Annotated in this window: 17 protein-coding genes and 1 pseudogene; 7 read left to right on the top strand and 11 right to left on the bottom strand. The window is 53.1% G+C overall.

The window, feature by feature from the left end; translation table 11 throughout:
* The first annotated feature begins 15 nt into the window (after nt 1-15).
* Entirely contained in the window at nt 16-900 is an 885-nt protein-coding gene (locus ABV298_RS23680; RefSeq protein WP_353718626.1) for a cyclase family protein, read from the top strand.
* A gap of 111 nt (nt 901-1,011) precedes the next feature.
* On the opposite strand, the gene ABV298_RS23675 is transcribed toward ABV298_RS23680, so the two are convergent.
* Entirely contained in the window at nt 1,012-2,295 is a 1,284-nt protein-coding gene (locus ABV298_RS23675) for a PQQ-dependent sugar dehydrogenase (protein WP_353718625.1), read from the bottom strand.
* 177 nt (nt 2,296-2,472) lie between these two features.
* Between ABV298_RS23675 and ABV298_RS23670 the strand changes: the two genes are divergently transcribed.
* Both ABV298_RS23670 and ABV298_RS23665 read left to right on the top strand, forming a co-directional pair.
* Nucleotides 2,473-2,799, top strand: a complete 327-nt coding sequence (locus ABV298_RS23670; protein WP_353718624.1) for a hypothetical protein — start codon at nt 2,473-2,475, stop codon at nt 2,797-2,799.
* 255 nt (nt 2,800-3,054) lie between these two features.
* Nucleotides 3,055-4,233 carry an AGE family epimerase/isomerase gene (locus ABV298_RS23665; RefSeq protein WP_353718623.1) on the top strand — a complete coding sequence of 393 codons (1,179 nt, stop codon included), beginning with the start codon at nt 3,055-3,057 and terminating at the stop codon, nt 4,231-4,233.
* A gap of 7 nt (nt 4,234-4,240) precedes the next feature.
* On the opposite strand, the gene ABV298_RS23660 is transcribed toward ABV298_RS23665, so the two are convergent.
* The 7 genes and pseudogenes from ABV298_RS23660 to ABV298_RS23630 all read right to left on the bottom strand — a co-directional run bounded on the left by ABV298_RS23660 (nt 4,241) and on the right by ABV298_RS23630 (nt 16,913).
* Nucleotides 4,241-6,355, bottom strand: a complete 2,115-nt coding sequence (locus tag ABV298_RS23660) for a c-type cytochrome domain-containing protein (protein WP_353718622.1) — start codon at nt 6,353-6,355, stop codon at nt 4,241-4,243.
* A 106-nt stretch (nt 6,356-6,461) separates the two neighbouring features.
* A pseudogene (locus tag ABV298_RS23655) lies at nt 6,462-7,917 on the bottom strand (DUF1501 domain-containing protein).
* A gap of 110 nt (nt 7,918-8,027) precedes the next feature.
* Entirely contained in the window at nt 8,028-10,346 is a 2,319-nt protein-coding gene (locus ABV298_RS23650) for a PSD1 and planctomycete cytochrome C domain-containing protein (RefSeq protein ID WP_353723235.1), read from the bottom strand.
* Between the two features lie 359 nt (nt 10,347-10,705).
* Nucleotides 10,706-12,484 (bottom strand): DUF885 domain-containing protein, encoded by a 1,779-nt coding sequence (locus tag ABV298_RS23645; RefSeq protein ID WP_353718621.1) that lies wholly within the window; start codon nt 12,482-12,484, stop codon nt 10,706-10,708.
* A 99-nt stretch (nt 12,485-12,583) separates the two neighbouring features.
* Nucleotides 12,584-14,116, bottom strand: coding sequence for a DUF1501 domain-containing protein (locus ABV298_RS23640; RefSeq protein WP_353718620.1), 1,533 nt, complete (start codon nt 14,114-14,116; stop codon nt 12,584-12,586).
* A gap of 12 nt (nt 14,117-14,128) precedes the next feature.
* A complete protein-coding gene (locus ABV298_RS23635) occupies nt 14,129-15,763 on the bottom strand; it encodes a DUF1800 domain-containing protein (protein ID WP_353718619.1) in 1,635 nt (544 codons plus the stop codon).
* A gap of 43 nt (nt 15,764-15,806) precedes the next feature.
* Nucleotides 15,807-16,913 carry a T9SS type A sorting domain-containing protein gene (locus ABV298_RS23630; RefSeq protein WP_353718618.1) on the bottom strand — a complete coding sequence of 369 codons (1,107 nt, stop codon included), beginning with the start codon at nt 16,911-16,913 and terminating at the stop codon, nt 15,807-15,809.
* Between the two features lie 536 nt (nt 16,914-17,449).
* Between ABV298_RS23630 and ABV298_RS23625 the strand changes: the two genes are divergently transcribed.
* From ABV298_RS23625 to ABV298_RS23615, 3 genes are read left to right on the top strand one after another with little or no spacing between them, the layout of a single operon-like run.
* Nucleotides 17,450-17,968, top strand: coding sequence for a class I SAM-dependent methyltransferase (locus ABV298_RS23625; RefSeq protein WP_353718617.1), 519 nt, complete (start codon nt 17,450-17,452; stop codon nt 17,966-17,968).
* On the top strand, nt 17,965-18,882 hold the full coding sequence (gene rbsK, locus ABV298_RS23620) for a ribokinase (RefSeq protein WP_353718616.1): 918 nt from the start codon (nt 17,965-17,967) through the stop codon (nt 18,880-18,882). The genes ABV298_RS23625 and rbsK overlap by 4 nt, the downstream gene beginning before the upstream one ends.
* Nucleotides 18,875-19,816 carry a nucleoside hydrolase gene (locus ABV298_RS23615; RefSeq protein ID WP_353718615.1) on the top strand — a complete coding sequence of 314 codons (942 nt, stop codon included), beginning with the start codon at nt 18,875-18,877 and terminating at the stop codon, nt 19,814-19,816. Before rbsK ends, ABV298_RS23615 begins: the two co-directional genes overlap by 8 nt.
* On the opposite strand, the gene ABV298_RS23610 is transcribed toward ABV298_RS23615, so the two are convergent.
* Nucleotides 19,813-21,045, bottom strand: coding sequence for a multidrug effflux MFS transporter (locus ABV298_RS23610; protein ID WP_353718614.1), 1,233 nt, complete (start codon nt 21,043-21,045; stop codon nt 19,813-19,815). The two genes, ABV298_RS23615 and ABV298_RS23610, sit on opposite strands and share 4 nt — an antisense overlap.
* 183 nt (nt 21,046-21,228) lie before the next feature.
* Between ABV298_RS23610 and ABV298_RS23605 the strand changes: the two genes are divergently transcribed.
* Nucleotides 21,229-22,077, top strand: coding sequence for a dienelactone hydrolase family protein (locus ABV298_RS23605; RefSeq protein WP_353718613.1), 849 nt, complete (start codon nt 21,229-21,231; stop codon nt 22,075-22,077).
* A gap of 135 nt (nt 22,078-22,212) precedes the next feature.
* On the opposite strand, the gene ABV298_RS23600 is transcribed toward ABV298_RS23605, so the two are convergent.
* Together ABV298_RS23600 and ABV298_RS23595 are read right to left on the bottom strand one after the other, a co-directional pair.
* A complete protein-coding gene (locus tag ABV298_RS23600) occupies nt 22,213-24,441 on the bottom strand; it encodes a sodium-translocating pyrophosphatase (RefSeq protein ID WP_353718612.1) in 2,229 nt (742 codons plus the stop codon).
* A 281-nt stretch (nt 24,442-24,722) separates the two neighbouring features.
* Complete coding sequence (locus ABV298_RS23595; RefSeq protein ID WP_353718611.1) at nt 24,723-25,883, bottom strand: DUF2062 domain-containing protein; 1,161 nt, start codon at nt 25,881-25,883, stop codon at nt 24,723-24,725.
* Between the last annotated feature and the right edge of the window lie 8 nt (nt 25,884-25,891).

The following is a 25,891-nucleotide window of genomic DNA, read 5'->3' as shown; positions in this document are numbered from 1 at the left end:
TTTGACAAACGCATAATGGATCACAGGGTAGTTTTTGATTTTGACATCGAGTTTACCAACGGCGGCGGCATCCAGGGACAGGATTTTCGGCTCGATATTGCCGGGGAAACCATTTCCGATGCCGAACTGGCCGATTATATTGTAAAAGACCTCCGCTTGCTGATGGTCGGAAAAGTCAGTATCCTCAATAAATACTACATTCAGGAAAAGCACAAGCGCCAGCCCATCGACCAGCTGTTGCCGGAACGACTGGTCGATCTGAGCCATACCATCTTTGACGGGCTGGTTACCTACAAAGGCCTTCCCGCCCCGGCCATTTGTGATTTTCTCAGCCGGGAGGAATCCCGGGGCAGGTACGAGGAGGGCACCGAATTTCAAATCGGAAAGATCGAAATGGTAAGCAACACCGGCACCTACATCGACTGTCCTTTTCACCGCTACGGGCATGGGAAAGACCTTTCGGAAGTCGAACTGGACGCATTCGCAAACCTGGAAGCAGTGACCGTCGACGCAACCGGCGTGTCGGAAATCGGCACCGGGTTTTTCAGGAATCTCGAAATCCGTGGCAAGGCGGTTATCGTACGCACAGGGTGGTCGAAAAACTGGAATACCGAAGCCTATTTTGAAAATCATCCGTTCCTGACAGCCCAGGCAGCCGAATACCTGCGCGACTGCGGCGTAAAGCTGGTGGGCATCGACAGCCATAATATCGACGACACCCGCGGCAACAGCCGGCCCGTGCACACCATTCTGCTCGGCGCCGAAATCCTGATCGTCGAGCATTTGTGCAACCTCGAAAAACTGCCGGCTTCCGGGTACCTGTTCAGCGCGGTTCCGCCAGGGTTCAAGGGCGTCGGAACGTTCCCGGTGCGGGCGTTCGCAACTTTACTCAAATCGTAGACGACCCGTTAAGCGCACAAGTATGCGGGCGGGCGCTCGCATACCTGTGGCAATCCTGTTTTCCCACAAAACTACGTCCCTCGCGATACCATCGTAAAGTACCGCCTTTGGTTACTTCATCCTGTAAGCGATCTTGAAAATAGTGCCGTTAAGGTCGTCGGTCACATACAGGGCGCCGTCGGGCCCCTGTGCCAGCCCGCACGGACGGTGCTGGATAGGCCCTGTGGGTTTAACCAGATCGGTGCCCGCGAAGTTATCCGCAAAAATTTCCCATTTGCCCGGTTTACCGTTCACGAACGGTACAAATGCGACCATATAACCCTTTTTCAACTCCGCCGACTGGCTGTGAAAGGCGATAAAGGCACCGTTTTTATAGCGTGCGGGAAACATATTGCCTGTATAAAACATCAATGCATTCGGCCCCAGGTGCGCAGGGAACGCCACCAGCGGGTCTACCGCCTTTTCGCCCGCTGTCTTTTTGCCGTCACCGCCGTACTCGGGTGCGAGCATTTTCTTGTTCTGAAAATGATCGTAATAAATATACGGCCAGCCGGCATCGTCGCCTTCCTTCAAACGATAAAGCGTTTCGGAGGGCAGCTCGGCGCTGTGTTTGGGAGTATAATATTGCGGATACATGTCGTCGAACTTGCCCCGGCCATGTGATGTCGCATACAGTGCATTGGTCTTATTGTCCCAATCGATGCCGACGGCATTTTTCACGCCCGTGGCGTAACGGGTACCGTCGGAAAACTGCTGGTTAAGCTGCCCGGCTTTGAAGCGCCAGATACCACCCGCCGAATCGAGGATCGTGCAGGGCGACATGCCTTTGGCCGAACCTGCGGCCCGGCAATTGTCATTGTAGGAACCCACCGTTACATAGATATTGCCCGCGTTGTCGAGCGCGACGGGTTTGGCATTGTCGCGGCCGTGATCGGCCAGCCCGCTTACGATGGTTTCCGGTTTTTCGAAATCGATGATCTCGTCCTTTTCATTTAATTTATACCTGAAAACACCTTTATTGGAGGAACTGTACAAGTAGCCGGCCTTGATCGCGATGCCGGTGCCGGGATAATCGCCGAAGAGTTTCTGCTCGTCGATCGCCCCGTCGCCGTTGGTATCGCGCAACAGGTAAATGCCTTTGCCATCTTTAAGTTTGGAAAGCTTTACATACATGTCGCCGTTTTTACCCACCGCCATATGCCGGGTAGCACCCAGGTCGGTAGCCAGTATGGTCGCCGAAAAGCCGGCGGGCAGTTTCAGTTCTTTTGCTTCGATGGGAGTGTAAAGAGGGGATTTTTCGGAACGGGTCAGGGTTTCGTTTCGGTAACCAAACAGCGCCGCGGCTGCCGCCAGCATTGCCAGGGCGCCGGTTGACCGCATTAATTTTCTTTGCATGCAAATCGTAAAATTGGGTGAAAAACATTTATTTTAGGTAAAAGCGCCGGCGGGCTGTTTTATAACCTGACTAACGCCGGGTTTCCGAAGGAATGCCGCAGGAATGCTTTTTTAACCAATATCCGGAAACAGGAAAACTGACTACCTGATTTTTTAGTCCACTTAACCATTACGACTATGGGCCCATACGATGATGACGACGAATTATATGACGATGACCTTCCCGGAAACTATCCGGCTAATGAAGATATTTACCGGCAGGGGCTCATTGACCCGGATATAGATCCCGAAGATCCCTCCCGCGCCAAACGTGCTGTCGAAATCGATTCGGACGAATGGAACGAAAGATCGTTCGAAGACGATATGGTCGGCGACGATCTGGACGTGCCTGGCTCGGAATACGACGATGACGACGAAGAAATCGGCCGGGAAGACGAGGAAAACAACTATTACAGCCTGGGCGGCGACAACCACGAGAGCCAGGAGGAAAACCAGGGCGACTAACGGATAGCCCGCCCGGGAAAACCTGATGCAATGCGCATCAGGTTTTTTTATGTCTGGCAAACCACTATTCTTCGATTAAAAACCTAGGTGAATACCTGACGATGGGCAATTCAGCCGGATCATGTAGGTCATCAGACCGCCGAAATTCGCAGATTGTCGAACAAATAGCTCTTTTGTTTGCTAAGGATGCTACGCACACCGGAACAAGTATGATCTCCCCGGTGGCTGCTTTTTCCTAAAAAACAACCCGGAGCCATGGCCGCATTTACCCCCGAAGCATTCAGAAAAGAATTCATCGCTATTCTCGATTATTGGGAAAAATACGGGCCCGATCCTGAAAAAGGAGGTTTTTACGGCCGGGTCAATTATGAAAACCAGCCTGTGAAGGACTCGCCGCGATCGGTGGTGCTGACCGGGCGTATCCTGTGGACATTCTCGCTGGCGCACCGGTTGCTGAAAGAACCCAGGTACCTTACGCTGGCCGACCGCGCCTACCAGCAGCTGGTCAGGTATTTTTTTGATCCCGAACATGGCGGCGTATACTGGTCGGTGAATGCGGACGGCTCGCCGCTGGAAACGAAAAAGCAGATTTACGGCAACGCGTTCGCAATGTACGGCCTGGCCGAATATTACCGCATCACCCACTTCAAACCCGCACTCGAGAAAGCACAGTCGCTTTTCGAAATCATCGAAAAACATGCATTCGACCCGGTTAATGGCGGTTACCGCGAGGCATTTGCTCGTGACTGGTCGAATACCGACGATTACATTCTGAGCAAAAGCCCGTGGATCAAGAGCATGAATACGCATTTGCACCTGGTGGAAGCCTATACGAACCTGTACAGCGTATGGCCGGACGCCAGTCTAAAAAAACAGACCGCCGGAATGCTCGACGCGATTATTACGCATATCGTCAATCCGCAGACAGAAACAATGCAGTTGTTCTTTGACGAGAAATGGAAAGCAAAGGACCGTATCGTTTCCTTCGGTCACGATATCGAAGCTTCATGGCTGCTTTTTGAAACGGCCGAAATACTGCGCGATGAAAAGCTGATCGCGCGGATGAAGAAAAAGTCGGTTGCGATGGCCTCCGCCGCTTTGAAGGGCCTCGGTCCCGACGGCGCATTGAACTACGAATACGACCCCGAAACCAAACATACCCAAACCGACCGGAGCTGGTGGGTTGTCGCAGAGCAACTTGTCGGTTTTTACAATGCCTATCAGCTCACCAAAGATCCGCAGTTTAAAACCAGGGCTGAAAAGAGCTGGGATTACATTGTCGATGAATTTATAGACCACGAGCGCGGCGAATGGTTCGGGACTGTCAAAGAAGACGGAACGCCGGTTAAGGGCGACAAGATCAATTTCTGGAAATGTCCCTATCACAATGCACGCGCCTGTGCGGAAATGTGGCGCAGGGTAAGCAAAGCGTAATCTCGCATTAATTCAGGAACATTTCATCCACCAGCAATAGCGCCCGGTTACCTTTGCTGCGATGCCAGTCGGGTATTTTGCTCAGCGGTTTGGCTACGATTTTAATGTAGGAGACCTGCTGTGGCTTAAAACTGCCCGTTACGCTCCGCAATGAGGCCCTCTCCCCTTTCACAGGCATAGGCGCCTTGAATTTGGTGAGCAGCTTCATGTTATCCCGGGTAGTACCGCCCCATATTTCGACCAGCTCGGGCGGGAAAATGCCCGTATCCTCCTCCACCATGTAACGAACACCCAGCGAGGAAAGCATAACCGGCTTTTTGAACTCGGAAACGAATGCCATATCGTTGTTCCTAACACCCGCCCAGTTGTTGGCCCAGGCGGGATTGTTAGCTCCGATAACACCCAATTTGTGATCAAAAAAAGTCTTTACCCCATCGGCCTGATGCACACGGTTCAGCGGGGCGAGCATTGTGCCGCTGTCGGGCTTATAGGCGCTTTTATAATAATCGAAGGTAACCATATCGCTGCCGTACCAGCCATTTTTGAAGGCCCTGGCACGAACGGTGGTATTGCCCCGGATCACCGTTTTATGATCGAGCACCGGAGACTTCACGCTGTCGGGCTCAGAACCGTCCATCGTAAAACGTACATCCACTCCTTTGATCGGGTGCTGAATGTCGACGATCAGCGACTCGGCGAAAATCGGCGAGGCGTTCTTCATTTGCGGCGGGTTGAGCTTCAAAGGGTTCTTGCCATCGTCTTTGAAACCCCCGATGATGTTCACGCCTTTATTTGCCTCCTGTAATTGCCGCACATCGGCCGCCGACAGTTTCGTATCCCAGACAGCGACCGTTTTAACGCTCTTTAACTGAGGCAGCAGACCTTTCAAGCCATTCAGATCCAGGCCGGTGCCCGATAAGGTCAGGTTTTGCAAATGCTTCAAAACCGCGAGATCTTTCAACCCGGCTGCGGTGACGTCGGTAAAGTTCAGGTCGAGCTTACGCAGGTTTTCGAATTTCACGATACTCTTGATGTCCGCGTCCTTCACAGGCATTTTATTCAAATTCAAGGAAATAACCTGCTTGCGGATGTCTTCCAGTTCGTCGAGCTGCTTCACATTGTAAGCCGACGCATTGTAAATATTCACCGCCAGCGCCGGAGATTCGCGCGCGAGCGGCAGGATCGTGCGATAATCGGTATTTAATGCCTTGACCTTCTCTTCGTCGGCCGCCTCAAAATCGTATTCCTGCTCCTGGTTTTGTGGTTGCAAATAGGCCGTTGCAAGGATCCTCAGCGAGTCGGAAACAGGTAAATCAGTCAGTTTTTTAGTGAAATCGGCTTTTTGCTTTACCCATAATGTAAGCAATGAGATTTCCTGTAACGTAAGCTGGGCCTTGCCCGACGGCGGCATGTGTTTTTTTTCCTCCATGGGTAAATGCACCCGTTGCAGCAGCAGGCTCATCTGCGGATTACCGGGAACGATCAGCTTGCCTGATTTGCCGCCCTTCACGATCGAACGCGGGTCGGTAAGCCCCAGTTCGCCTTTCAGTTTGTCGGGATTGTGGCAGCTCGTACATTTCTGCTCGAAAATAGGCTTGATCACGTTCGTATAAACAACCGCCTGGTCCAGGGGCACTTCCGCTATTTCGCGCTGGTTTGAAATGGGTTCCCAAATAAAATTGCTCCCATGCGTGAGCGCGGCGCCATAATGGCCGGTCAATACCAGTGCCGCCACCGCCAGCAACGCCCCTGCCCTGGCAGCAACCGATTTATACCATTTCGCATTTCTTATCCAGTAAATTATCGAGGCGAAAAAGAAGATACCCGCGCCGGTCCACTTGTGGTAAGTCAGCGTATCGCCCGCATAGCCCTCTTCGCGGGACAAAAACAGGCCCATAATCACCGTCACCGCCGCGAACAGTGCGCCTATCAGCAACAAGCCTTGCAGAAAGTTGCGATAAAACGCATTGGACGCGTACTCCGGCTTAAAGCGGAAGAATTCCAGCAGCATTGCCAGCAGCAGGATCACAATAGGGAAATGCAGGATGAGCGGGTGCATCCGGCCGATGGTCTGCAGCCAGGCCGGAATGACGAGCTTGCTTTCGAAGAGCAGTAAAAACAATATGAAAATATTGGAAGCAACTAGTAACTGTTCCGCGAAAACCCTGAGTTTCAAATGCATTTAGAATTCCACCAAAAAATTGACCGATGATAAAACACTTAACGGATCAGGCGATAATGTCCTTCACCACTTTTCCCGAAACGTCCGTAAGCCTGTAACGACGTCCCAGATGCTTGAATACGAGCTTTTCGTGGTTCAGGCCAAGCTGATGCAGAACCGTCGCCTGGAAGTCATGGACATGCACGGGGTCTTTAGCGATATTGTAGCCGAGCTCGTCGGTTTCCCCGTAAACGATACCGGGCTTGATGCCCCCGCCGGCCATCCAGATCGTAAAGCAGCGCGGATGGTGGTCGCGGCCGTAATTATCGGCCGTAAGTTTGCCCTGGGTGTAACTGGTGCGGCCAAATTCACCGCCCCAGATCACGAGTGTCTCGTCCAGCAATCCCCTCTGTTTCAGGTCGGTTACCAATGCGGCGGATGCCTGGTCTACATCCATGGCTTGTTTGGTGATTTCAAACGGCAGGTTACCGTGCTGGTCCCAGCCCTGGTGATAAAGCTGCACAAACCGCACGCCATTCTCGGACAGCTTCCGGGCAAGCAGGCAGTTGGCCGCGTACGTACCCGGAACCAGGCATTCGGGACCATACAGCTTGATAATATCGTCCGACTCTTTGGAAAGGTCCATTACCTCCGGCACGGCTGTCTGCATGCGGTAGGCCATTTCATATTGTTTGATCTTGGCGGTAATCTCCGGATCGCCGAATTCCTGATAGGACAATTCGTTCAATTCCGAAAGCTTGTCGAGCATTTCGCGGCGCTCCTTGCGGTCCATCCCGTCCGGGTCGCGCAGGTAAAGCACAGGGTCTTCCCCTTTGCTGAACTGAACGCCCTGGTGCACCGAATCCAGAAAGCCGTTCGACCATAATTTGGAATAAACCCCCCTGCCCGTTTCCCACGCCGCGCGAGAGCAATACCGTAAAATTCGGCAGATTTTTATTTTCGTTACCCAGTCCGTAGCTCAGCCAGGCGCCCATACTCGGCCGGTTGCCCTGCTGTGAACCGGTTTGAAGGAATGTCAATGCGGGGTCGTGGTTGATCGCCTCGGTGTACATAGACTTTATAATGCACAAATCGTCGACGATCTTGGAAGTATAAGGCAGAAGGTTGCTCACCCATGCCTGCGACTGGCCGTATTGTTTGAAATCCACAAAAGATCCCACCAGCGGGAACGACGCCTGGTTGGCCGTCATGCCGGTAAGCCTCTGCGTACCACGCACCGACGGCGGAATTTCCTGCCCGAACATTTCACGGAGTTTCGGCTTGTAGTCGAAGAGCTCCTGCTGCGAAGGTGCACCGTTCTGAAACAGGTAAATCACCCGTTTGGCCTTGGGCGCGAAATGCGGGATGCCGGGCGCCAGCCCTTCCTCCTCCAAACCTCCTCCTTTCAACAGGTCGGGCATCAGCAGCGAGCCAAGCGCCACGCTTCCTATCCCCAGGCTCATCGTGGAAAGAAAGCGCCGTCTGTTAAAACTGAATCCGTGTTCAATGATTTCCTTTTCCATTTTTTGACTCCGGCATTCGGCAATCAGCCGTCCGCGTTTATTTAATTACTGCACCTATGGTATTACAACATCACATTATTCGACAGCCGATTGCCGACAGCCGAATGCCGTTAAGATTTCGTGATGGTTTCTTCGAGATTATAAATGGTGGAAATGACACGCATCAGCGAGGCCAATGCCTTTTTATCGACATTCTTGGTGAGCGGGTATTCGCCAACCGAGATCATTTTACCGGCCGTTTCCGGCTTCATTTCCGTCAATTCCTTTTGATAATAGCCCGTCAGGATATCCAGTTCTTTCCTGCTTGGTTTACGGCAAACGATCTGCCTGAACGCCCTGGTGATCTTATCCTCGGTGCTGCTTTTCTCCTGCAACAGTTTCGAGGCCAGCACGCGCGACGCTTCAAGCACGGTCGGGTCGTTCATCATCACCAGCGCCTGCAGCGGGGTGTTCGTTTTCAGGCGTCTTACCTCGCACAAATCCCGGTTGCTCGCATCGAAAATCGCCATCGTAGGCGGCGGCACGGTGCGCTTGATGAGCGTGTACATGCCACGGCGATACAAGCTGGCACCATGGTCCTGATTGTAAACCGAGAGCAGGCCACGTCCGGAAGTGGCGCCTTCCCAAAGCCCCGCGGGCTGGTAGGGCTTCACGCTCGGTCCGCCGATGGTACGGTTGAGCAAGCCGCTGCTGGCAAGGACGAGATCTTTTACGAACTCCGCGTGGATGCGGTAACGCGGCCCCCGCGCGAGGTACACGTTGTCGGGGTCGCGCGCCAGGTGCTCTTTCGTCACTACGGCCGATTGCCGGTAAGTAGCCGACATCACCATTTGCTTTACGAACCGCTTGATATCCCAGTTATGCTCCATGAAATCGACGGCGAGCCAGTCGAGCAATGCTGGATGCGTGGGCAATTCGCCCTGCATGCCGAAATCCCCGGAGGTTTTGACGATACCCTTCCCAAAGAACTCCTGCCAGAGAATGTTCACGTACACCCGGGCTGTCAGCGGATTGCGTTTATCAAACAGCCACTGCGCGAGGCCGAGGCGGTTTTTGGGATATTTTTCGTCGAAAGGAAGGATAGCGGTCGGCGTGCCTGCCTGCACTTCCTCGCCCGGAGCATCGTAAGCACCGCGTTTGAGGACGTAAGTCTTGCGCAGCGTGTCCAGATCGCCCATTACCGACACGATCAACTGGTTGGTATCCGGCTTGTTAATGAATGTGAGTATCTCTTTCACATCCTTGTCGGTGATCTCCATCAACGGCTTTTTCGCGTAAGTTTCCGGTCCACCGATCACCGATTCTATCCCGACCTCGTTCACATTATTGAAGAACGCGAACATCTGGTAATATTCCTTTTGCGAAAACGGGTCGTACTTGTGGTCGTGGCAATGTGCGCATTCCAGGGTTACGCCCAGCAATCCTTTTCCAAAGAGGTCGTTACGGTCGGTGACGTACATAATTCGGTACTCCTCCGGAATTACGCCGCCTTCCTCAGTGATTTTATGGTTCCGGTTGAATCCCGTTGCCAGCAACTGCTCCTTGGACGAGTTGGGAAGCAGGTCGCCGGCCAGTTGCCAGGTCACAAAGTCATTATAATGCATGTTTTTATTGAAGGCGTGGATCACCCAGTCGCGCCAGGGCCATTGGGTACGGTAGCCGTCGTCCTGGTAACCGTGTGAGTCGGCATAACGGGCGAGATCAAGCCAATGGACCGCCATTTTTTCCCCGTATGCGGGGTTGGCCAGTAATTTATCTACCATTTTCTCATAGGCGTCCGGGCTATTGTCGGCCAGGAATTCGTCCATTTGTTGCAGGCTGGGCGGCAAGCCGTTCAGATCCAGGCAGAGGCGTTTCAGCAAACGCTCCTTGTCTGCTTCGGCGCTCGGTTCCAATCCTTTTTGTTCCTGCTTTTCGAGAATAAAATAGTCAATATCGTTCCTGGGCCAATCCTTGTGGTCTACCTGGGGCAGCTTTGGCTTTTTCGGTGCCACGAATGCCCAGTGCTTTTCGTATTTGGCACCCTGTTTGATCCATTTGCCTATGAGGTCGATCTCCCGCTGGGTAAGTTTGAGATTGGAAGCGGGTGGCGGCATGCGCAGTGATGTATCTTCGGTCGTCAGGCGCAGATATGCCTGCGAAAGCTCGGGCTTACCGGCTACGATGGCGTGCGCCCCGGGATTATCCTTCAATGCGGCGAAAGCACTCGCGGGATCGTCTAGGCGTAGCCCGGCCTCGCGCTTGTTCGCATCGGGACCATGGCAGGCCAGGCACTTGTCGGACAGAATTGGCCTGATGTCGAAATTATAACTGACCTGCTCGGGCAGTTTTTCCTCCGTGGCGCTTCCCGACTTGTTGTTACACGACTGGAAGCTCAAAGCAGCGGCTACCGCCCCGGCCAGAAGCAAAAAGCTTTTCCTCAAATACATCATCTTGGGTTCAGGTTCACTCGTTACATTTTTTTACCCAGTATATAAATCTAACTAAAAAAATGCACATTTATTGAAGCAATAATGCCAATTTCAAAACAGCTAACTATCCTGTTCTATACTGTTCATGCCGAATTATTTTACTTTTCTTAACAAAGCACCATTTTAGTTATTCTACTGACAATTATTGTGTTGGCAATGTTTATTCGTGTCGGCCAGGCGCAATTCGGGGTTAAAATAAGCCAATGGAGCTTTTCGGAGGCAGCCAGCATCCACGGGACCGGCGGTTCAGCCCAAAACAAAAGAGAGCAACGCCGCTACCGGCATCGCTCTCTCATGCTTTTTAGTCGGACGACCGGCTATTTCGCAGCCTTGATCCAGGCATCGATTTTTTCTTCCAGCAGCTTCAACGGCACGCACCCCGATTCCAGCACGAGCTTGTGGAATGCCCGGATATCGAACTTTGCCCCCATTTGCTTTTCCGCCCTTGAACGAAGCTCACGGATTTTCAGCTGCCCGATTTTATACGATAATGCCTGCCCCGCGCCGGCCATATACCTTTCCACCTCCGCGGTAATGCTCTCCTCCGACTCCGCTTCGTGATCCAGCGAGTATTTGATCGCCTGGTCACGCGTCCAGCCCTTGGAATGCAGGCCCGTATCCACCACCAGGCGGATCGCCCGGTGCATTTCCGCGCTCAGCATTCCGAAGTACTGGTACGGGTCGGTATAAAGGCCCAGCTCTTTCCCCAGCGACTCGGTGTACAGCGCCCAGCCTTCGCCGTAGGCGCTATACCACAGGTTCTTGCGGAATTCGGGCAACGCGGTATTTTCCTGCTGCAGGGAAATCTGATAATGATGACCCGGAATGGCCTCGTGCAGAAAAAGGCTTTCGTCGGAAACGATATTATAGGCTTTCGCGTCGGGCACCGGCACGTAGAATATCCCAGGGCGGGAGCCGTCGGGAAGGCCCGGATTGTATTCGGCGGATGCGGACGCCTCCCTGAAAGCCTCCGTTCTCCGCACCTCGAAAGGCGTTTTCGGGGTCAGCTCGAACAGCTTCTGCAAATTCGGCTTCATCCGCTCGTGGATCTCGTTGAAATGGGCGATCACCTGCTCGGCTTTGGTAAACGGCATCAGTTTCGGATTGCTCCTGACGGCGTTGAAAAAGGATTTCAAGTCGCCCTGGTAGCCTACCTGCACTTTTACTTTCTCCATTTCGGCCGAAATCCGCGCCACTTCCTTCAATCCGATCTGGTGGATTTCCTCGGCGGTGAGCTCGGTGGTGGTGAAATATTTGATGTAATAGTTGTATAAGGCTTTGCCGTTCGGCAATGCGGCAAAGCCGTCCGAAGTACGGCCTGCGGGCAGGTATTCCTTTTCCATAAATACGTGCATTTTCTCGAATGCCGGAATGACTTTGGATTCGACCATCGAAGCATATTCCTTTTCGAGCCGGGCCTTGTCTTCGCTGGAAAAATCTTTCGGGAAGTTTTTTACAGGTGAATAAAAGAGATGGTCCTTCACCGGCCCGTGATCCATGTCGGCCAGCTGCGGGATCACCTTTTTGATCAACGGGGCGGGCAGAACATAACCCAGTTTAATCCCTTTGCGCATATTCACGACTGCCGTGTCGCACCACACCACAAAGCCGTCGACCCGTTTGAGCCAGTTGTCATAGTCCTTAACCGTCTTGAACGGCTGCAAACTGCTCCCGCTGGCCATCTGACCGATCATCAGGTGCGTCGAAAAGATCTGATTGATCGGCATGAGCTCGGTCGGGTATTGAAGGCCTTCCAGGTTGATCCCGCATTCCCATTCGATCAGGTCCCAGCTGGTCCGCTCCTCGGGGGTCAGCTTCTCGCGGTCGTATTTGGCAAGTTCGTCCTGATACTTCCGGTAAAAAGCGATCATCCGCGATTTGCCGGCCTGCGAGAGGTCGTCGGACATCTTGTCGTTATAACGGTTGTCCCCGTTCATGGTCGCTTCCAGCGGATAAAGCGGAAGCCTTTCTTCGTAATATTTTGCGAAAACTTCACTAATCGGCGGCATGGTCTGTTCTGCTTTTTCTGATTTCTGCCGGCAGGCCAGAACAAGGAGAACCGTGGCCGTAAGCACGTAATAAACCAGTTTTTTCATGGAAGATAATGGTTGAGAATCCGTAAAGTAAACGAAAAGTGCCGGAAGAAATCAAAGTTCTCCGGCACTTTCAATATCGTTATCGGGCTGGTTCGCTGGTTAGCCCGTGGTATTAATGGTAAAATTTCCAAGAATATTGAGCTCTCCTCCGCCTTCTACCTGAATGTTGCGAACGGTGATATTCTGCCCTATCGACACGACATGCCCGGGATTCACCCTCACATAGTCGGCCACCCCCGGCGCGCGTCCGGCCGACCAAATCGAGCGGTCGAGCCATGCACCCGACCCGGTGGTCTCGATCACGTTCGAGAAAAGGGAGGTCGTGCGGAAATTCCGGAACAGCAACGAGTCGGTCGTCGAACTTGCCGTACCGAACCAGTCCCTGAGAATATCGGAATACACCCTTCTGAAATCCACCTGCATCTTCACCTCCTGGTTCTGGTTGGATGGCGATGTGGTGGGTGGTTCCAGATCATTGTTCAAATCCGGTACTACGCCTACCATTTGCCTTTTGATACCTTTACCGAAGACGAACATCGGGGCTGCAACACCATGGTCGGTTCCGCGGGAAGCGTTGGAATTTGCCCGGCGTCCAAAGTCGGAGAAAGTCATTCCCACCACGCGATCGGCGGTTCCCTGCAATTTCAGGTCGTTCTGAAACGCCGCCACGCCGTCCGAAAGACGTTTCAGCAAATTGGCATGCAAGCCAATCGTCGTATCGCTGGCCGAAACCTGGTCGCCGTGGGTATCGAACCCGCCCAGCTCCACAAAGTAGATCTTAGTTTGCATTCCGCCGTGGATCAGCCGGGCCACGATTTTAAGCTGTTCGGAAAGGTCCGACGTCCCCACCGGTGTCGGATACGTCGCTTTGGTAGCCCCGAGTTCATAGGCTTTCTTGATCTGCCCCGAATAACCTGTGGAAAGAACCTGCTGCTGTCTGACGTGCTCGATCATTTCGCCCGCATCGCAGCAAGGCAAATCACTCGACGATATTCCGCGGCCACCATTCATCAGATTGTAAAAATTGGTAATATTTTCCACCGAAATATTCATCGGGCTTTCCGGTCCCAGCAAGCTCGTCGAGTTGAGCACGCCGATCTGCAGGGCCAGAGGGTCCTTCATCGTATCGTTCGGATAGTTTTGCGGGTATCCCGGAAAACGGTTGTTAAGGTACCGCCCGGCCCAGCCGCTATTGGCATACTTGTCGGAATCCACAGCCGTCATCCAGATATCGGACGACCGGTGATGCGACTGGTTGAAGTTCGGATAGGCCACCGAATTGATGATCGCCAGTTCGCCATTGTTATACATATCCCGCATACCCGTCATCACCGGATGGAGGCCGGCCTCGGGCATTCCCGAGAGCGGCAGCACCTTGTTTTGAGGGATGGCGATGTTGCTGCGGATGCTCTGATATTTGGAATAATATTGAAGCGGGATTACGGTATTAAGCCCGTCGTTACCGCCATTGAGGTAAATGATTACCAGGATACGGTCCGTATTTACAGCCGCGGTGTTCATAAGTGACTGCACCAGCGAAGAACGGCTGCTCAAACTGGTTATGCCAAATCCGTTTACCATTACAGGTAAGGCCATGGCTGAGGCGGATGCCAGAAAATTTCTTCTTTTCATAAAATTACTCGATTAAAAAACCTCATATTCGGCCATTCTGATCATATACCGCATCAGGGTTGCACACCTGTCGCGGACAGCCTTTTGCGCGCTGGTGCTCGCAGGGTTGTTGCGATAGTTATTCAACTCGTACTGCCATTCAACCCTTGGCAGGTAATTCATCAGTACGGCGTCGATGAGGAAGTTCTTCTGCGTGTCGGTAAGTTCAAGCGCAAAAAGATTTTTCGAGAACTCGGCCAAAACCACATCCGGTGTAATGGACGGCGTGGTGGACACACTCGGGAAGTTGGGCTGTATCTTTTGTATCCATTGAAGGAAGTCGATTCCAAGCATGTAACCCGGCTTGATCTGAAGGTTAGGAAAAACGATCGAATCGCTGTTACCGCGCCGGGCGGTGATCGTCGAGCCATTGATCCAGTTTTTGGAATATCCCACCTGATAATAGGGCGGATAACCGAATACCAGCGGCTGGTTGAGCAGTTCCATATTCATTCCACCCATTCCCCAGAGGAAGAAGCGTATATAGTTCACGAATGCGGGCGTATCCGACATCATATCCGGAACCGGCTGTTCGAAAAACCGCCCCATTCCCACCAGATATTCCGCAGGCGATTTGATAATAGCCCCTACATTCCGGTCGTCGAAGAAAATCTGGCTTTTCAGCAGTTTTTCAACTACCGGTTTGATGTTGTAGTTGTTCTGAGCGCTCGAAAAAAACGAAGCCAGCGGGATGATCACGTTGTCCTCGATATCCTGCGTCACATTCTGGTTGACATACCAGCGGTACAGTTTCCGGCAAATGTGTTTCGGCGTTTCCGGGTGACGAAGCAGCATGTCCATCAACTCGTTAAGCTCCACATCCCCGGCGGTATCGTCCGAGCGTCCCGCGATAACCGTATTTCCGTATTTGGCCGAAAAAGTTTTGGTAGACGTGTCATGAACCGCACGTCCAAATACGGTCCCGAAGGTGGTACTTCCATGGAGATAGTAATTGGAGACCATCCAGCCGGTAAGCACTTTCGCGGCTTCCTTCACATCCGATTCGGTATAGTTAGGATTGCCGTAAAAGTCGTGTTGCCCCACCGTGAAAAGCTCCTGCAATTCCCTTGCGTAGTTTTCATTAGGGTGTTCCTTGTTGTTACCGTTCCCGTTTTGGTAAATCAGCATGGCCGGGTCCTTCGTGATGCCGATCGCCATCGTCTTGAAATTCCCGAGGCTGTTGTCGCGGAGGAATTTCAGATAGCGGTACCCCATCCGGTAGTCGGCCATGATATTCTGGGAGACCACGAAATGGTTCTGCCAGAAAAAGGTAATTTTTTCAAGTACCGACGGTTTCCCGTTCTGTTGCAGCATCAGCCCCAGCCACCAATAGCGCAGGTGAACACCATACTCGCCGCTCTTGGACGCATTGAAAGGAAAACTGATCAGCGACTGCTTATAAGTGGGGCTGGTAGACGTGAGGTCGATCGGCGGTGGCGGATCAGCGGTAACTGCGACATTCGCAAACAACTGGTCGACCGCCGTACCGGGGTTGAGCCCGGTGAATGCGGTAATTTCCGCTCGTGTAGGCCCGAAAGTAGCTCTTCTGAGCAGGTGTGCCGCTTTACTGGCCGTGAGGGGTACTGTATAAGGATCAAGATAAGCCATAAGTGTCGAATTAAATGTTTTTCCGCCCGGCCGGGGTACACGGTCATCGGCTGATAAGGACCTTGTATGATTTGGACAGCCCGTCGGTAAGGGAGAATTTCAGCAGGTAAAGGCCCGGCGACATCCGGCTCACATCTATGCCTTCGTCCGTAACTGTGTCGGAAGTGTACACCGTGCGGCCTGCCGCATCCATAAGCCGGGCGGATGCCAGGCTGCGTATGATGTTCTGAGAGATGAATAATTTGCTGGAAACGGGGTTCGGATAAACCGCCCAATCAGGCCGGCCATCGATGTCGACCTTTACAATGCGGCTGTAAGCGAATGGTTCGTCGTTGCCGTCGGTCGCACGGTCTACCATTTTCAAACGGTAGAAATTGCTGCCGTCCAACGGGTGATTGTCGGTAAACTGGTATTGCGTAGGTGAAGCCGCTGTGGCAATGCCCTCGCCCCGGGCGGCTACCTTCCCGATGCCCTGCCACGACTTCGCGTCACCGCTTCGCTCGATTTCAAAATGGCTGCTGTTAATCTCCTCGGAAGTAAGCCATTCGAGATAGCTCGCCCCCTCGCGTCCGACTGCCGTGAACCGCACGAGCGTTACCGGCAGCGCCCCATCGCGCAGCGCGCCCAGGGTATACACATTATATGTATTCGGGACCACCTCCTGAACCGTAGTGATTGAACCCGACGTGTAGGTGCTGCCTTGACCAAAGAGCGAGGTAGCGTCGACCGCGGACGTCAGATTCACCCATTTGCTGCCGTCCCAGCCCACAACGGTAAGTTTTGAAAGTGCCCGGTTTCCCAGCAAAGCGGCTATGGCGCTGTTTTCGTTCCAGGAAAGGGTTATCCGGCCCGGTGAAGTGCCATTAATGTCCCAGTACTCCTTCGTGCTCACCATCTGCAAATCGCCAACCATGCTTCCGGTATTGAACGGGCCACCTTGCGGCAAAACGCCGTAGTTCCCGCCAGCCGGGTTGCTGGTCACGGCTATCCCGGGGTCGACGCCGAAATAGGCACCCATCGCCTGGTCGGAAGCAATCGAGAAAGGCCGCAGCGTTCCATTGTCCCCGACGGGAAAAACGAAGGGAGCCGAACCGGCTTTTTTGACATAGCCATCGACAAATCCGTCATTGCCAAGTACTCCGGAAGTCACAGCCTCTCCGAAATTTACGACACCGATTGGAGAGTCTCTGCTGGTAGAAAAAGTGCTGTTACCTTGTGCAACCGCCGCGGGGCAGTATTTAAGAAAAAACAGGAGGCATAGAATTATAGAACAAATTCTAAACATAGTTATAAGGTTATCCAATTCTACATCAAAGATAAGATATTTCAGTCACACCATTTGTTACAAATATATACAAATTACTTCTACAAAATGTTTAATTTCTGGTAAAAATACATTAAGAATCAAGCAAATAGTTATCTACAAGCCGCAAAATGCGGTTTTTAAACGCAAAATTTTTTTAAAATTCTTCTACAAATGCTCTAACAATTTATGTACACTGCCAAAACTATTCGTGCACTTTATTTCATTCCCTGCTATGAATCCATGGCAGCGCACATTAATTTGCGGGGACAACATTAGCCAAGCCATGGGATTGAGAACTTATATCAGGGAGAATTTCCTGGAAGACATCCGGCCTTACAAGCCGGCGCAACTGACCGCCCCCCGAAAAATTGCTCGACGTTGTGTCGGCATGGAAGGGACTGGAAATGATAATTGCCGACATCATCAACCGCTTTGGACTGAGGAGAGAGAGCTGCATCGAGTTCGGCGTGGAATTCGGGTATTCGGCGGTGGTTTTTTCTAATTTTTTCGAACGGGTAACGGGCATCGACACTTTCGAAGGCGACATTCATACCGCCAACAAGCAGGAACATTTCCAGCAAACGCAGGAGCGCCTTCGCCCGTATGGTAACATCCATCTGGTCAAATCCGATTACCGCGACTGGATCGTTCGCGACAACCAGCGCTACAATCTGGCGCATGTCGATATCGTCCACAATTACAAGGAAACTTTCGAATGCGGGCTATGGGCGGCACGGCATAGCGACTGCACGATTTTTCACGACACGGAGAGCTTTCCGGAAGTTCGCAAGGCCGTCAAGGATATCGCCCGGGCAACCGGCCAGCAGCTCTATAATTACCCGCACCATTACGGGCTGGGCATTCTGGCGGACACCAAGTCGATCGAAAGGCATAAATGAAGCAGAAGGTTCTGATCATCGGCAGCTCCAACACCGATATGGTGGTCAAAACGGCGCATTTCCCCCGCCCCGGCGAAACGGTGTTGGGCGGCACATTCCTGATGAACCCCGGCGGCAAAGGTGCCAACCAGGCTGTGGCCGCAGCCCGGCTCGGCGCGGATGTGCGCTTCGTCGCCAAAACAGGGCCGGATATTTTCGGCAAACAGGCGCGGGAAGGATTTGAAAAAGAAGGCATCGACATCCGTTTCGTTACCGAGTCGCCCGGCCTGGCCTCCGGCGTGGCGCTTATCACCGTCAACGCGCAAGGCGAGAATGAGATCGTCGTCGCATCAGGGGCCAATATGGACCTGCACCCTGCCGACATACCGGATCAAGCCTTCGATCAGGTCGGATTCGCCCTTTTTCAGCTTGAAATACCGCTTGGGACAGTTCAATGGTCGCTGGGAAAATGTGCCGAAAGGGGCATCCGCGCCGTGCTAAACCCTGCCCCGGCAATGCCGCTGAGCGCACAGACGTTGAAGGGCCTCTACCTGATCACGCCAAACGAAACGGAAACCGAACTCATCACGGGCATTGAAGTGACGAGCGGGGAGGCTTTGCAAAAAGCCGCACAGTCGCTGATCGCACAGGGCGTGCAAAATGTTATCGTCACCCTGGGCAGTAAGGGCATTTACCTCGCAAGCGACGGTTTTACGGGCATTATCCCCGCAGAGGTCGTAGAAGCCGTGGATTCTACCGCCGCCGGCGATGTCTTCAATGGCGCATTGTTAAAAGCCCTGGCCGACAGTGCTACGCTTGAGCAAGCCTGCCGCTTTGCCTGCCGGGCGGCAGCGATTTCCGTCACACGCATGGGCGCGCAAAGCTCGGCCCCTTACCAGCATGAATTAGCCTCTTTTTTTAATGATCATGAATAAAATACCCGTCATCATAGATTGCGACCCCGGCCATGACGATGCCCTGATGCTCATGCTTGCACACGGGAGCCGCCGGTTCGATATCAAAGCGGTAACCATTTCCGCCGGTAACCAGACCCAGGCCAAAACGCTGCACAACGCATTGAAAGTACTTACGCTCATTGGCGCTACCGATGTCCCGGTATACCGCGGGGCCGAGAAACCGCTCTTCCGCGAGCTGGTCGTAGCCGATTATGTGCATGGCGAGACTGGCCTGGACGGTCCGGCCTTGCCTGTCCCCGCCATGCAGGAGCAGCCGCTAAGCGCAGTGGAAGGCATCGCGTCGATCCTCTCAGCGGCGGAAACTCCGGTAACCTTCGTGCCGACAGGCCCGCTGACCAACATCGCGACATTCCTGCTCGCATACCCGCACCTGAAAGGTAAAATCGCACGGATCTCGCTTATGGGCGGGGGGATATTCCGCGGCAACATGACGCCCCTCGCCGAATTCAACGTCTACGCCGACCCGGAGGCCGCCGCCATTGTTTTCAAAGCGGGCGTTCCCATCACCATGTGCGGGCTCGACGTAACGCACAAAGCGCTGGTTTTCCAGAAGGATATCGATCTTTTGCGGGCACTGGGCAACAAAACCGGCCGGGCCGCGGCCGATCTGATGGATTTTTTCTCCATTTTTTACCGCGAAAACCGGGTGGAACTGAACGGCGGCGCAGCTTTACACGATCCGTGCGCGATCGCCTGGCTAATGAACCCCGGTATTTTCACGACAAAATCGTGCTATGTGGATGTGGAAACCAAGGGTGAACTGACCCGCGGGGCAACCGTGGTGGATTTTTACAATACCCTCCGGATGGAGCCGAATGCGACCGTGGCCTATGATATCGACCGCGACGCGTTTATAGATATGCTCTTCAATGCGATAAAGGCATTGCCTTAGAGCAGTACGGAAACTTCCTCCTCCACATCCCGGCTCGCCGCGCGGTGGCGCACCACCACATTGCCGGCATAAAGGATAAGCAACCCGCCAAAGGCGCAAAAGGCCATCATCCCGACCATCGGCATGGCCGTATTGTTATGCAGGAAGCTTACGATCGCAGAAATAACCGCGCCTGCCCCCATTCGCCAGCTACCCATAAGCGCCGACGCACTACCTGTGTGCTTGCGGAACGGTGCCAGCGACAATGCCGATGCGTTGGGCCCTGTAAGCCCCTGGCCTGTGAGGAAGACGAACATCGTGCCTATCAGCGAAAACAGGTTGAACCAGTTATTGTAAACACCCACGATCAGTATCAACCCGACAATACTCTGGTAAACAAGCGTAAACCGGATGATTTGTTCGCTCGTGAATTTTTTGAGCAGAAAGTGGTTCAGTTGGGTCGAGCCGATCATTGCCACGGCCAGGAAGGCGAAAATCCAGCCATATTGCTGCTCGGAAACCTTGTAGATATTCATAAAAACGTCCGAAGAGCCCGAAATATAGGCGAAAGGCGCGGCCGTGGCCAGGCCACCGGCGAGCGTATAAATCAGGAACTGCGGCTGGCTGATCACCGTAATGTAGCCTCCCAGCACCGCATTGGGCCGGAGCGATACCGAATTGTCGGCGCTCCTGCCTGTGGGAAGGAAAAAATAAATGGCTGTGATGATCAGGCTGACAATTCCGGCCAGGATGACAAAGATCCAGTACCATGCTATGGAAGCTGTTACGTAACCTCCTATAGTCGGGGCGATCATCGGCGAAACGGCGATCACCAGGGTAATGAGCGAAAAAACTTCTGCCCGCTTGCTGGCAGGGAACAGGTCGCTGACCAACGCCTGCGAGGCCACCAGTCCCACACATCCGCCCATGGCCTGGAAAAAGCGCATGGCGATCAGCGCGTCTACCGAAGAGGTCATCGCGCAACCGAACGACGCGATCACGTAGAGCACCAGTCCCGCGTATAACGGTTTTTTACGGCCAAAGCGGTCGAGGAGAGGGCCGTACAGCACTTGCCCGATACAAATGCCGATGAGGTAGCTGGTCAGCGAAAGTTGTACTTTGTCGATAGTGGTTTTCAGATCCGATGCGATGCGCGGGAAGCCCGGCAGGTACATATCGATGGAGAAAGGACTGACAGTCGCCAGCGATCCGAGGATCAGGATAATAAAGAAGTATTGCTTACGGCTCATGGACTTACATTCACTCAATGCAAAGATAACGGGTATGCCGGCACTTTAAGTTCCTGCATTTCAATAAGTGCAATCTTTTCATTAAACTATAACAAAAGCCTGTGCAACCATGCCGTTGTCCACCCCGTATTTTTGTATATATTTAATATCACAATCCTAACTGTTCACTTCTGATCCGTACCTATGAGAGCTATCTTTATCCTGGCGGCCATTTTCCTTTTCAAAACGAACCTGCCCGAACCGAAAGCTGCTTCCACCACCATTCCGCTCTGCCATACGCCGGCCAACGCGATGGCGGAACTCGCTGCGAGTCCGAATTTCCGGATGCTACACGAAACACCGCGCGCATTCAGATACCAGGGCGCAGGCGAAACCGTATCTTTTCCTGCCCCGGATGGGAAAACAGCTTCCGGGTTCCTTCTTAAATCTCCCAAAAAGTCGGACAAGTGGCTTTTTGTTTACCAGGAATGGTGGGGACTGAACGATTACATCAAACAGGAAGCGGCCAAATTGCACAAAGATCTCGGCGATGTAAACGTGCTTGCGCTGGATATGTACGACGGCAAAGTGGGAACGACCCGTGAGGAAGCCGCCAAACTGATGCAGGGCGCCTCCGCGGAACGCCTTGCGGCCATTACCAAAGGCGGTATCCAATATGCGGGCCCCAATGCAAAAATCGCCAGCATCGGCTGGTGCTTCGGCGGAATGCTTTCGTTACAGAATGCGATCCTGGGCGGCAGGCGGGTTGTCGGGTGCGTCATGTATTATGGCCGCCCCGAGAACGATATAGAAAAACTCAAAAGCCTCGATACCGACGTACTGGGCATATTCGGCAGCCAGGACCAGGGCATTCCGCCGGCCACTGTCTCCAAATTCGAAGAAGATATGAAGGCAGCGGGCAAAAAAGTGACCATCAAAATGTATGACGCCGTCCACGCCTTCGCCAACCCCAGCAACCCGAAATATGACGCTAATGCGGCTGCGGATGCTTATCAACTCTCGCTGGCATATTTGAAGAAGAAGTTCGGGTAAAAATCGCGTTAGCACGTCAGGGATGTAACAACGACGAAACGCTATTGTAACGACGTATTGGTCGTTGCATGCCCAGGGGGCATTTGGGTAAAGCCCGGCTCATCGCCGGGCTTTGCTATATCTTTCAAAAGAGGCTTATTCCCCTTTTCTTTCCAAACGCGACACGGGCGCCGCATCGGCATTTTGATCCGTATGCGCGGCTACCGTTACTGCCTGCATTTTGTCTTCAACTTTTACGCTTGCAGCGCTATGAGACCCCGTACCGATGTGCGGGGCGATTACCAGCGACACGATCGACATCAGCTTGATGAGAATGTTCATCGAAGGGCCCGACGTATCTTTGAACGGGTCGCCAACAGTATCGCCGGTAACCGCGGCTTTATGCGGGTCCGACTTCTTATAGTAAGTTTCCCCGTTGATTACCACGCCCTTTTCAAAAGATTTTTTAGCATTGTCCCAGGCTCCGCCCGCATTGTTCTGGAATATTCCCATCAAAACACCGGAAACCGTTACACCGGCCAAAGTGCCGCCGAGCACTTCGGGACCGAAAAAGAAACCCACCAGCACCGGAACAATGAGCGCGATCAGCCCCGGGGCGACCATCTCCCTGATCGAAGCCTGCGTCGAAATCGCCACGCATTTATCATATTCCGGCTTGGTATGGCCCTCCATGATGCCCGGCAGCTCGCGGAACTGGCGACGCACTTCCTCTACCATTTTCATGGCCGCACGACCCACCGCCGCAATGGCCAAAGACGAGAAAATGAAAGGGATCATCGCCCCCACAAAAAGTCCTGCGAGCACATTAGCCTTATAAATGTCGATAGAGCTGATCCCTGCCACGCCGCAGAATGCCGCGAACAATGCCAGGGACGTCAACGCAGCGGAAGCGATGGCGAAGCCTTTACCGGTTGCGGCGGTGGTGTTGCCGACGGCATCCAGGATGTCGGTGCGGCCGCGGACTTCTTCAGGCAAATGCGCCATTTCGGCGATCCCGCCGGCGTTGTCGGCAATCGGGCCGAATGCGTCGATAGCCAGCTGCATGGCCGTTGTAGCCATCATACCCGCCGCTGCGATGGCTACGCCGTATAAACCGGCAACTTCATAGCTCAGGAAAATACCCGCCGCCAGTACGAGCGTGGGCACCACCGTGGATTCCATCCCCACCGACAGCCCGCCGATAATATTGGTTGCGTGGCCCGTAGAAGACTGGTTTACAATAGATTGCACTGGCCGCTTACCCATTGCTGTATAAAACTCCGTAATCATCGACATAATCGCTCCCACAACCGAACCCAGCAGAATAGCCCAATACACGTCCATCGCCGTAAAATCCACACCGCGAATATTCAGGTTGCCTTCCGGCAACATCCACATCGTGAGGGGATAGCTTATAACCAATACCAAAATGATCGAACCCCAGTTGCCACGGTTCAGTGCCGCCTGCACATTTCCGTGGTCGTCGTTCACGCGGACGAGGAACATTCCCAGGATCGAAGAAATCAGGCCTACGCCGGCGATCACCATGGGCAGCAGGATCGGTGCGATGCCTCCGAAATTGTCGGTACCGCTCGCAACGATCTCGCGGCCCAATACCATTGTCGCAAGGATCGTCGCCACGTAGGAACCGAAAAGGTCGGCGCCCATGCCGGCCACGTCGCCCACATTATCGCCCACGTTGTCGGCGATGGTGGCCGGGTTACGCGGATCGTCTTCGGGAATGCCGGCTTCTACCTTACCCACAAGGTCGGCGCCCACATCGGCCGCTTTGGTGTAAATACCGCCGCCCACACGGGCAAAAAGGGCTATCGACTCGGCTCCCAGCGAGAAACCGGCGAGTACTTCGAGCACCCGCTCCATCGGCAGGCCATTTACGTCGGTACTGTCCCCGACAAAAATCGAATACAAAACGATAAACAAACCACCCAGGCCGAGCACCGCAAGGCTTGCCACGCCGATCCCCATCACGGAACCGCCCGTGAATGAGACTTCGAGCGCTTTGGTAAGACTCGTACGCGCCGCCTGCGTGGTGCGTACGTTGGATTTGGTAGCGATATTCATCCCGATGTAACCCGCAAATGCGGACACGAATGCACCCACCAAAAACGAAATACCGATAAATGCGCTCGAATTTTCAACCAGCGTACCGGAGTAGCCCAGTAATACGCTCACGATCAGACCAAAAACAATGAGTACACGCCATTCGGCTTTCAGGAAGGCCAGGGCACCGTCTGCAATTGCGTCCGCTATGGTTTTCATTTCAGGATTCCCTACATCCTGCCGGACAACCCAGCCTCTTTTGAAGAACATAACCAGCAAGCCAACAAGGCCTAACGCCGGCACTAAATAGGTAATGTTACTCATGCTCCGATCGATAATTTGGTTAAATGGTTTATAATTCTCGTAAATATAGAGAAAGGCACCTCATATCAAAATCGCAAAACCCTTATTTTTGATCAATTCGTATAGATTTTATAAAAATTTCGTGAGATTTTAACCCCCTTCGGCACCAGATTTTCAGTAACAAACTGGTCCTCAAGGAATAACGAAGGCAGCGACGGGGCATCGCAGTGGGCGCTATTTGTGGTATTAAAAAATGATTGTATTGGGATAATCAATGAAATTTTAGGCAAAAATTGCGGGTTTTATCGCTTCGGGCGAAGCAGGGAGAGCAGTACGAAGCTAGCCACGAAACCCACGGCTCCGGCTGCTGCCGCAAGAAGTGTGCCACCTATCAGATATTGTACTAAGTTGACATGAATGGACTTCAGTGTGAGGTTTTCCCAGGACGTGATCTGCGCGCCGTTCCGGTAAAACAGTCCGCCGAATTTATAGCTTGCGTAAATAATAAAGGGAATCGCCGGTGGAATGCTGATGTGCGCCGCGGTGAGGAAAAGTACCTTGTTCATCCTGAAAAGGATCGAAAGCGGAATGCCTACCATCAGCTGGAATCCCCAGATCGGGACGATACCCATAAAGAAGCCGAACCCAACCGACCTGGCCTTGCTCAGGTTACTCTCGCCGGGCTTTACGGCCTCCTCGCGGATGATCTTCCAGAGCCCTTTCTTCCGGATGTAGCGAAAGAGGCGGCGGGGAAGATAATATACCAGCGTAAGCGTAACCAGCCAGGTATTGAGGATGCTGATGCGCGTAAAGTCCCGGAATGGACGGAAATGCGTTACGCGCTCGTCCTTATCATAAATAACCTGGATATCGATCGGGATTATGGGCACGTCTTTCCATGCCATTTTGACGATCACCTCGATTTCCGTCTCAAATTTGGTAGTGAAAAGCGACATGCGCTTTAATGGCCCGAGCGGGTAAAGCCGGAAGCCGGTTTGTGTATCGGGCAGTGTGAGGCCGGTTTCCAATTTGAACCAGAAATTGGAAAACTTGTTACCGAATGAGCTCTTGCCCGGCACGCCTTCCTGCTTCATATTCCGCGAGCCCATCAATAAAGCGCCCGGATTCTGCCGGGCCGCCTCGATAAAAAGAGGAATATCGGAAGGTAAATGCTGTCCGTCGGAATCAATGGTGATGGCATTCTCGAAACCCAGCCGGACCGCCTCCGCAAATGCCTTTCTGAGCGAAAAGCCCTTGCCTTTGTTCACGGTATTGTCCAGTACCCTGATCTTCGACCCGTAGCCCCCCAGAATCCGGGCCGTGTCGTCGGTCGAACCGTCGTTTACAACGATCACCTCCTGGCCCGTCGCATGCTGCAAAACGCCGTCGATCACCCGCCGCAACGTGTTGCGATTGTTATAGGTAGGAATGATCACACAGCATCGAATTTCCGACAGCGTCATTATGGCTT

Origin of the sequence: Dyadobacter sp. 676, from assembly GCF_040448675.1 — a bacterium.
GTDB lineage: Bacteria > Bacteroidota > Bacteroidia > Cytophagales > Spirosomataceae > Dyadobacter.
The sequence above is the reverse complement of the archived record's forward strand: the minus strand, read 5'-3'. Positions and strand labels throughout refer to the sequence as shown.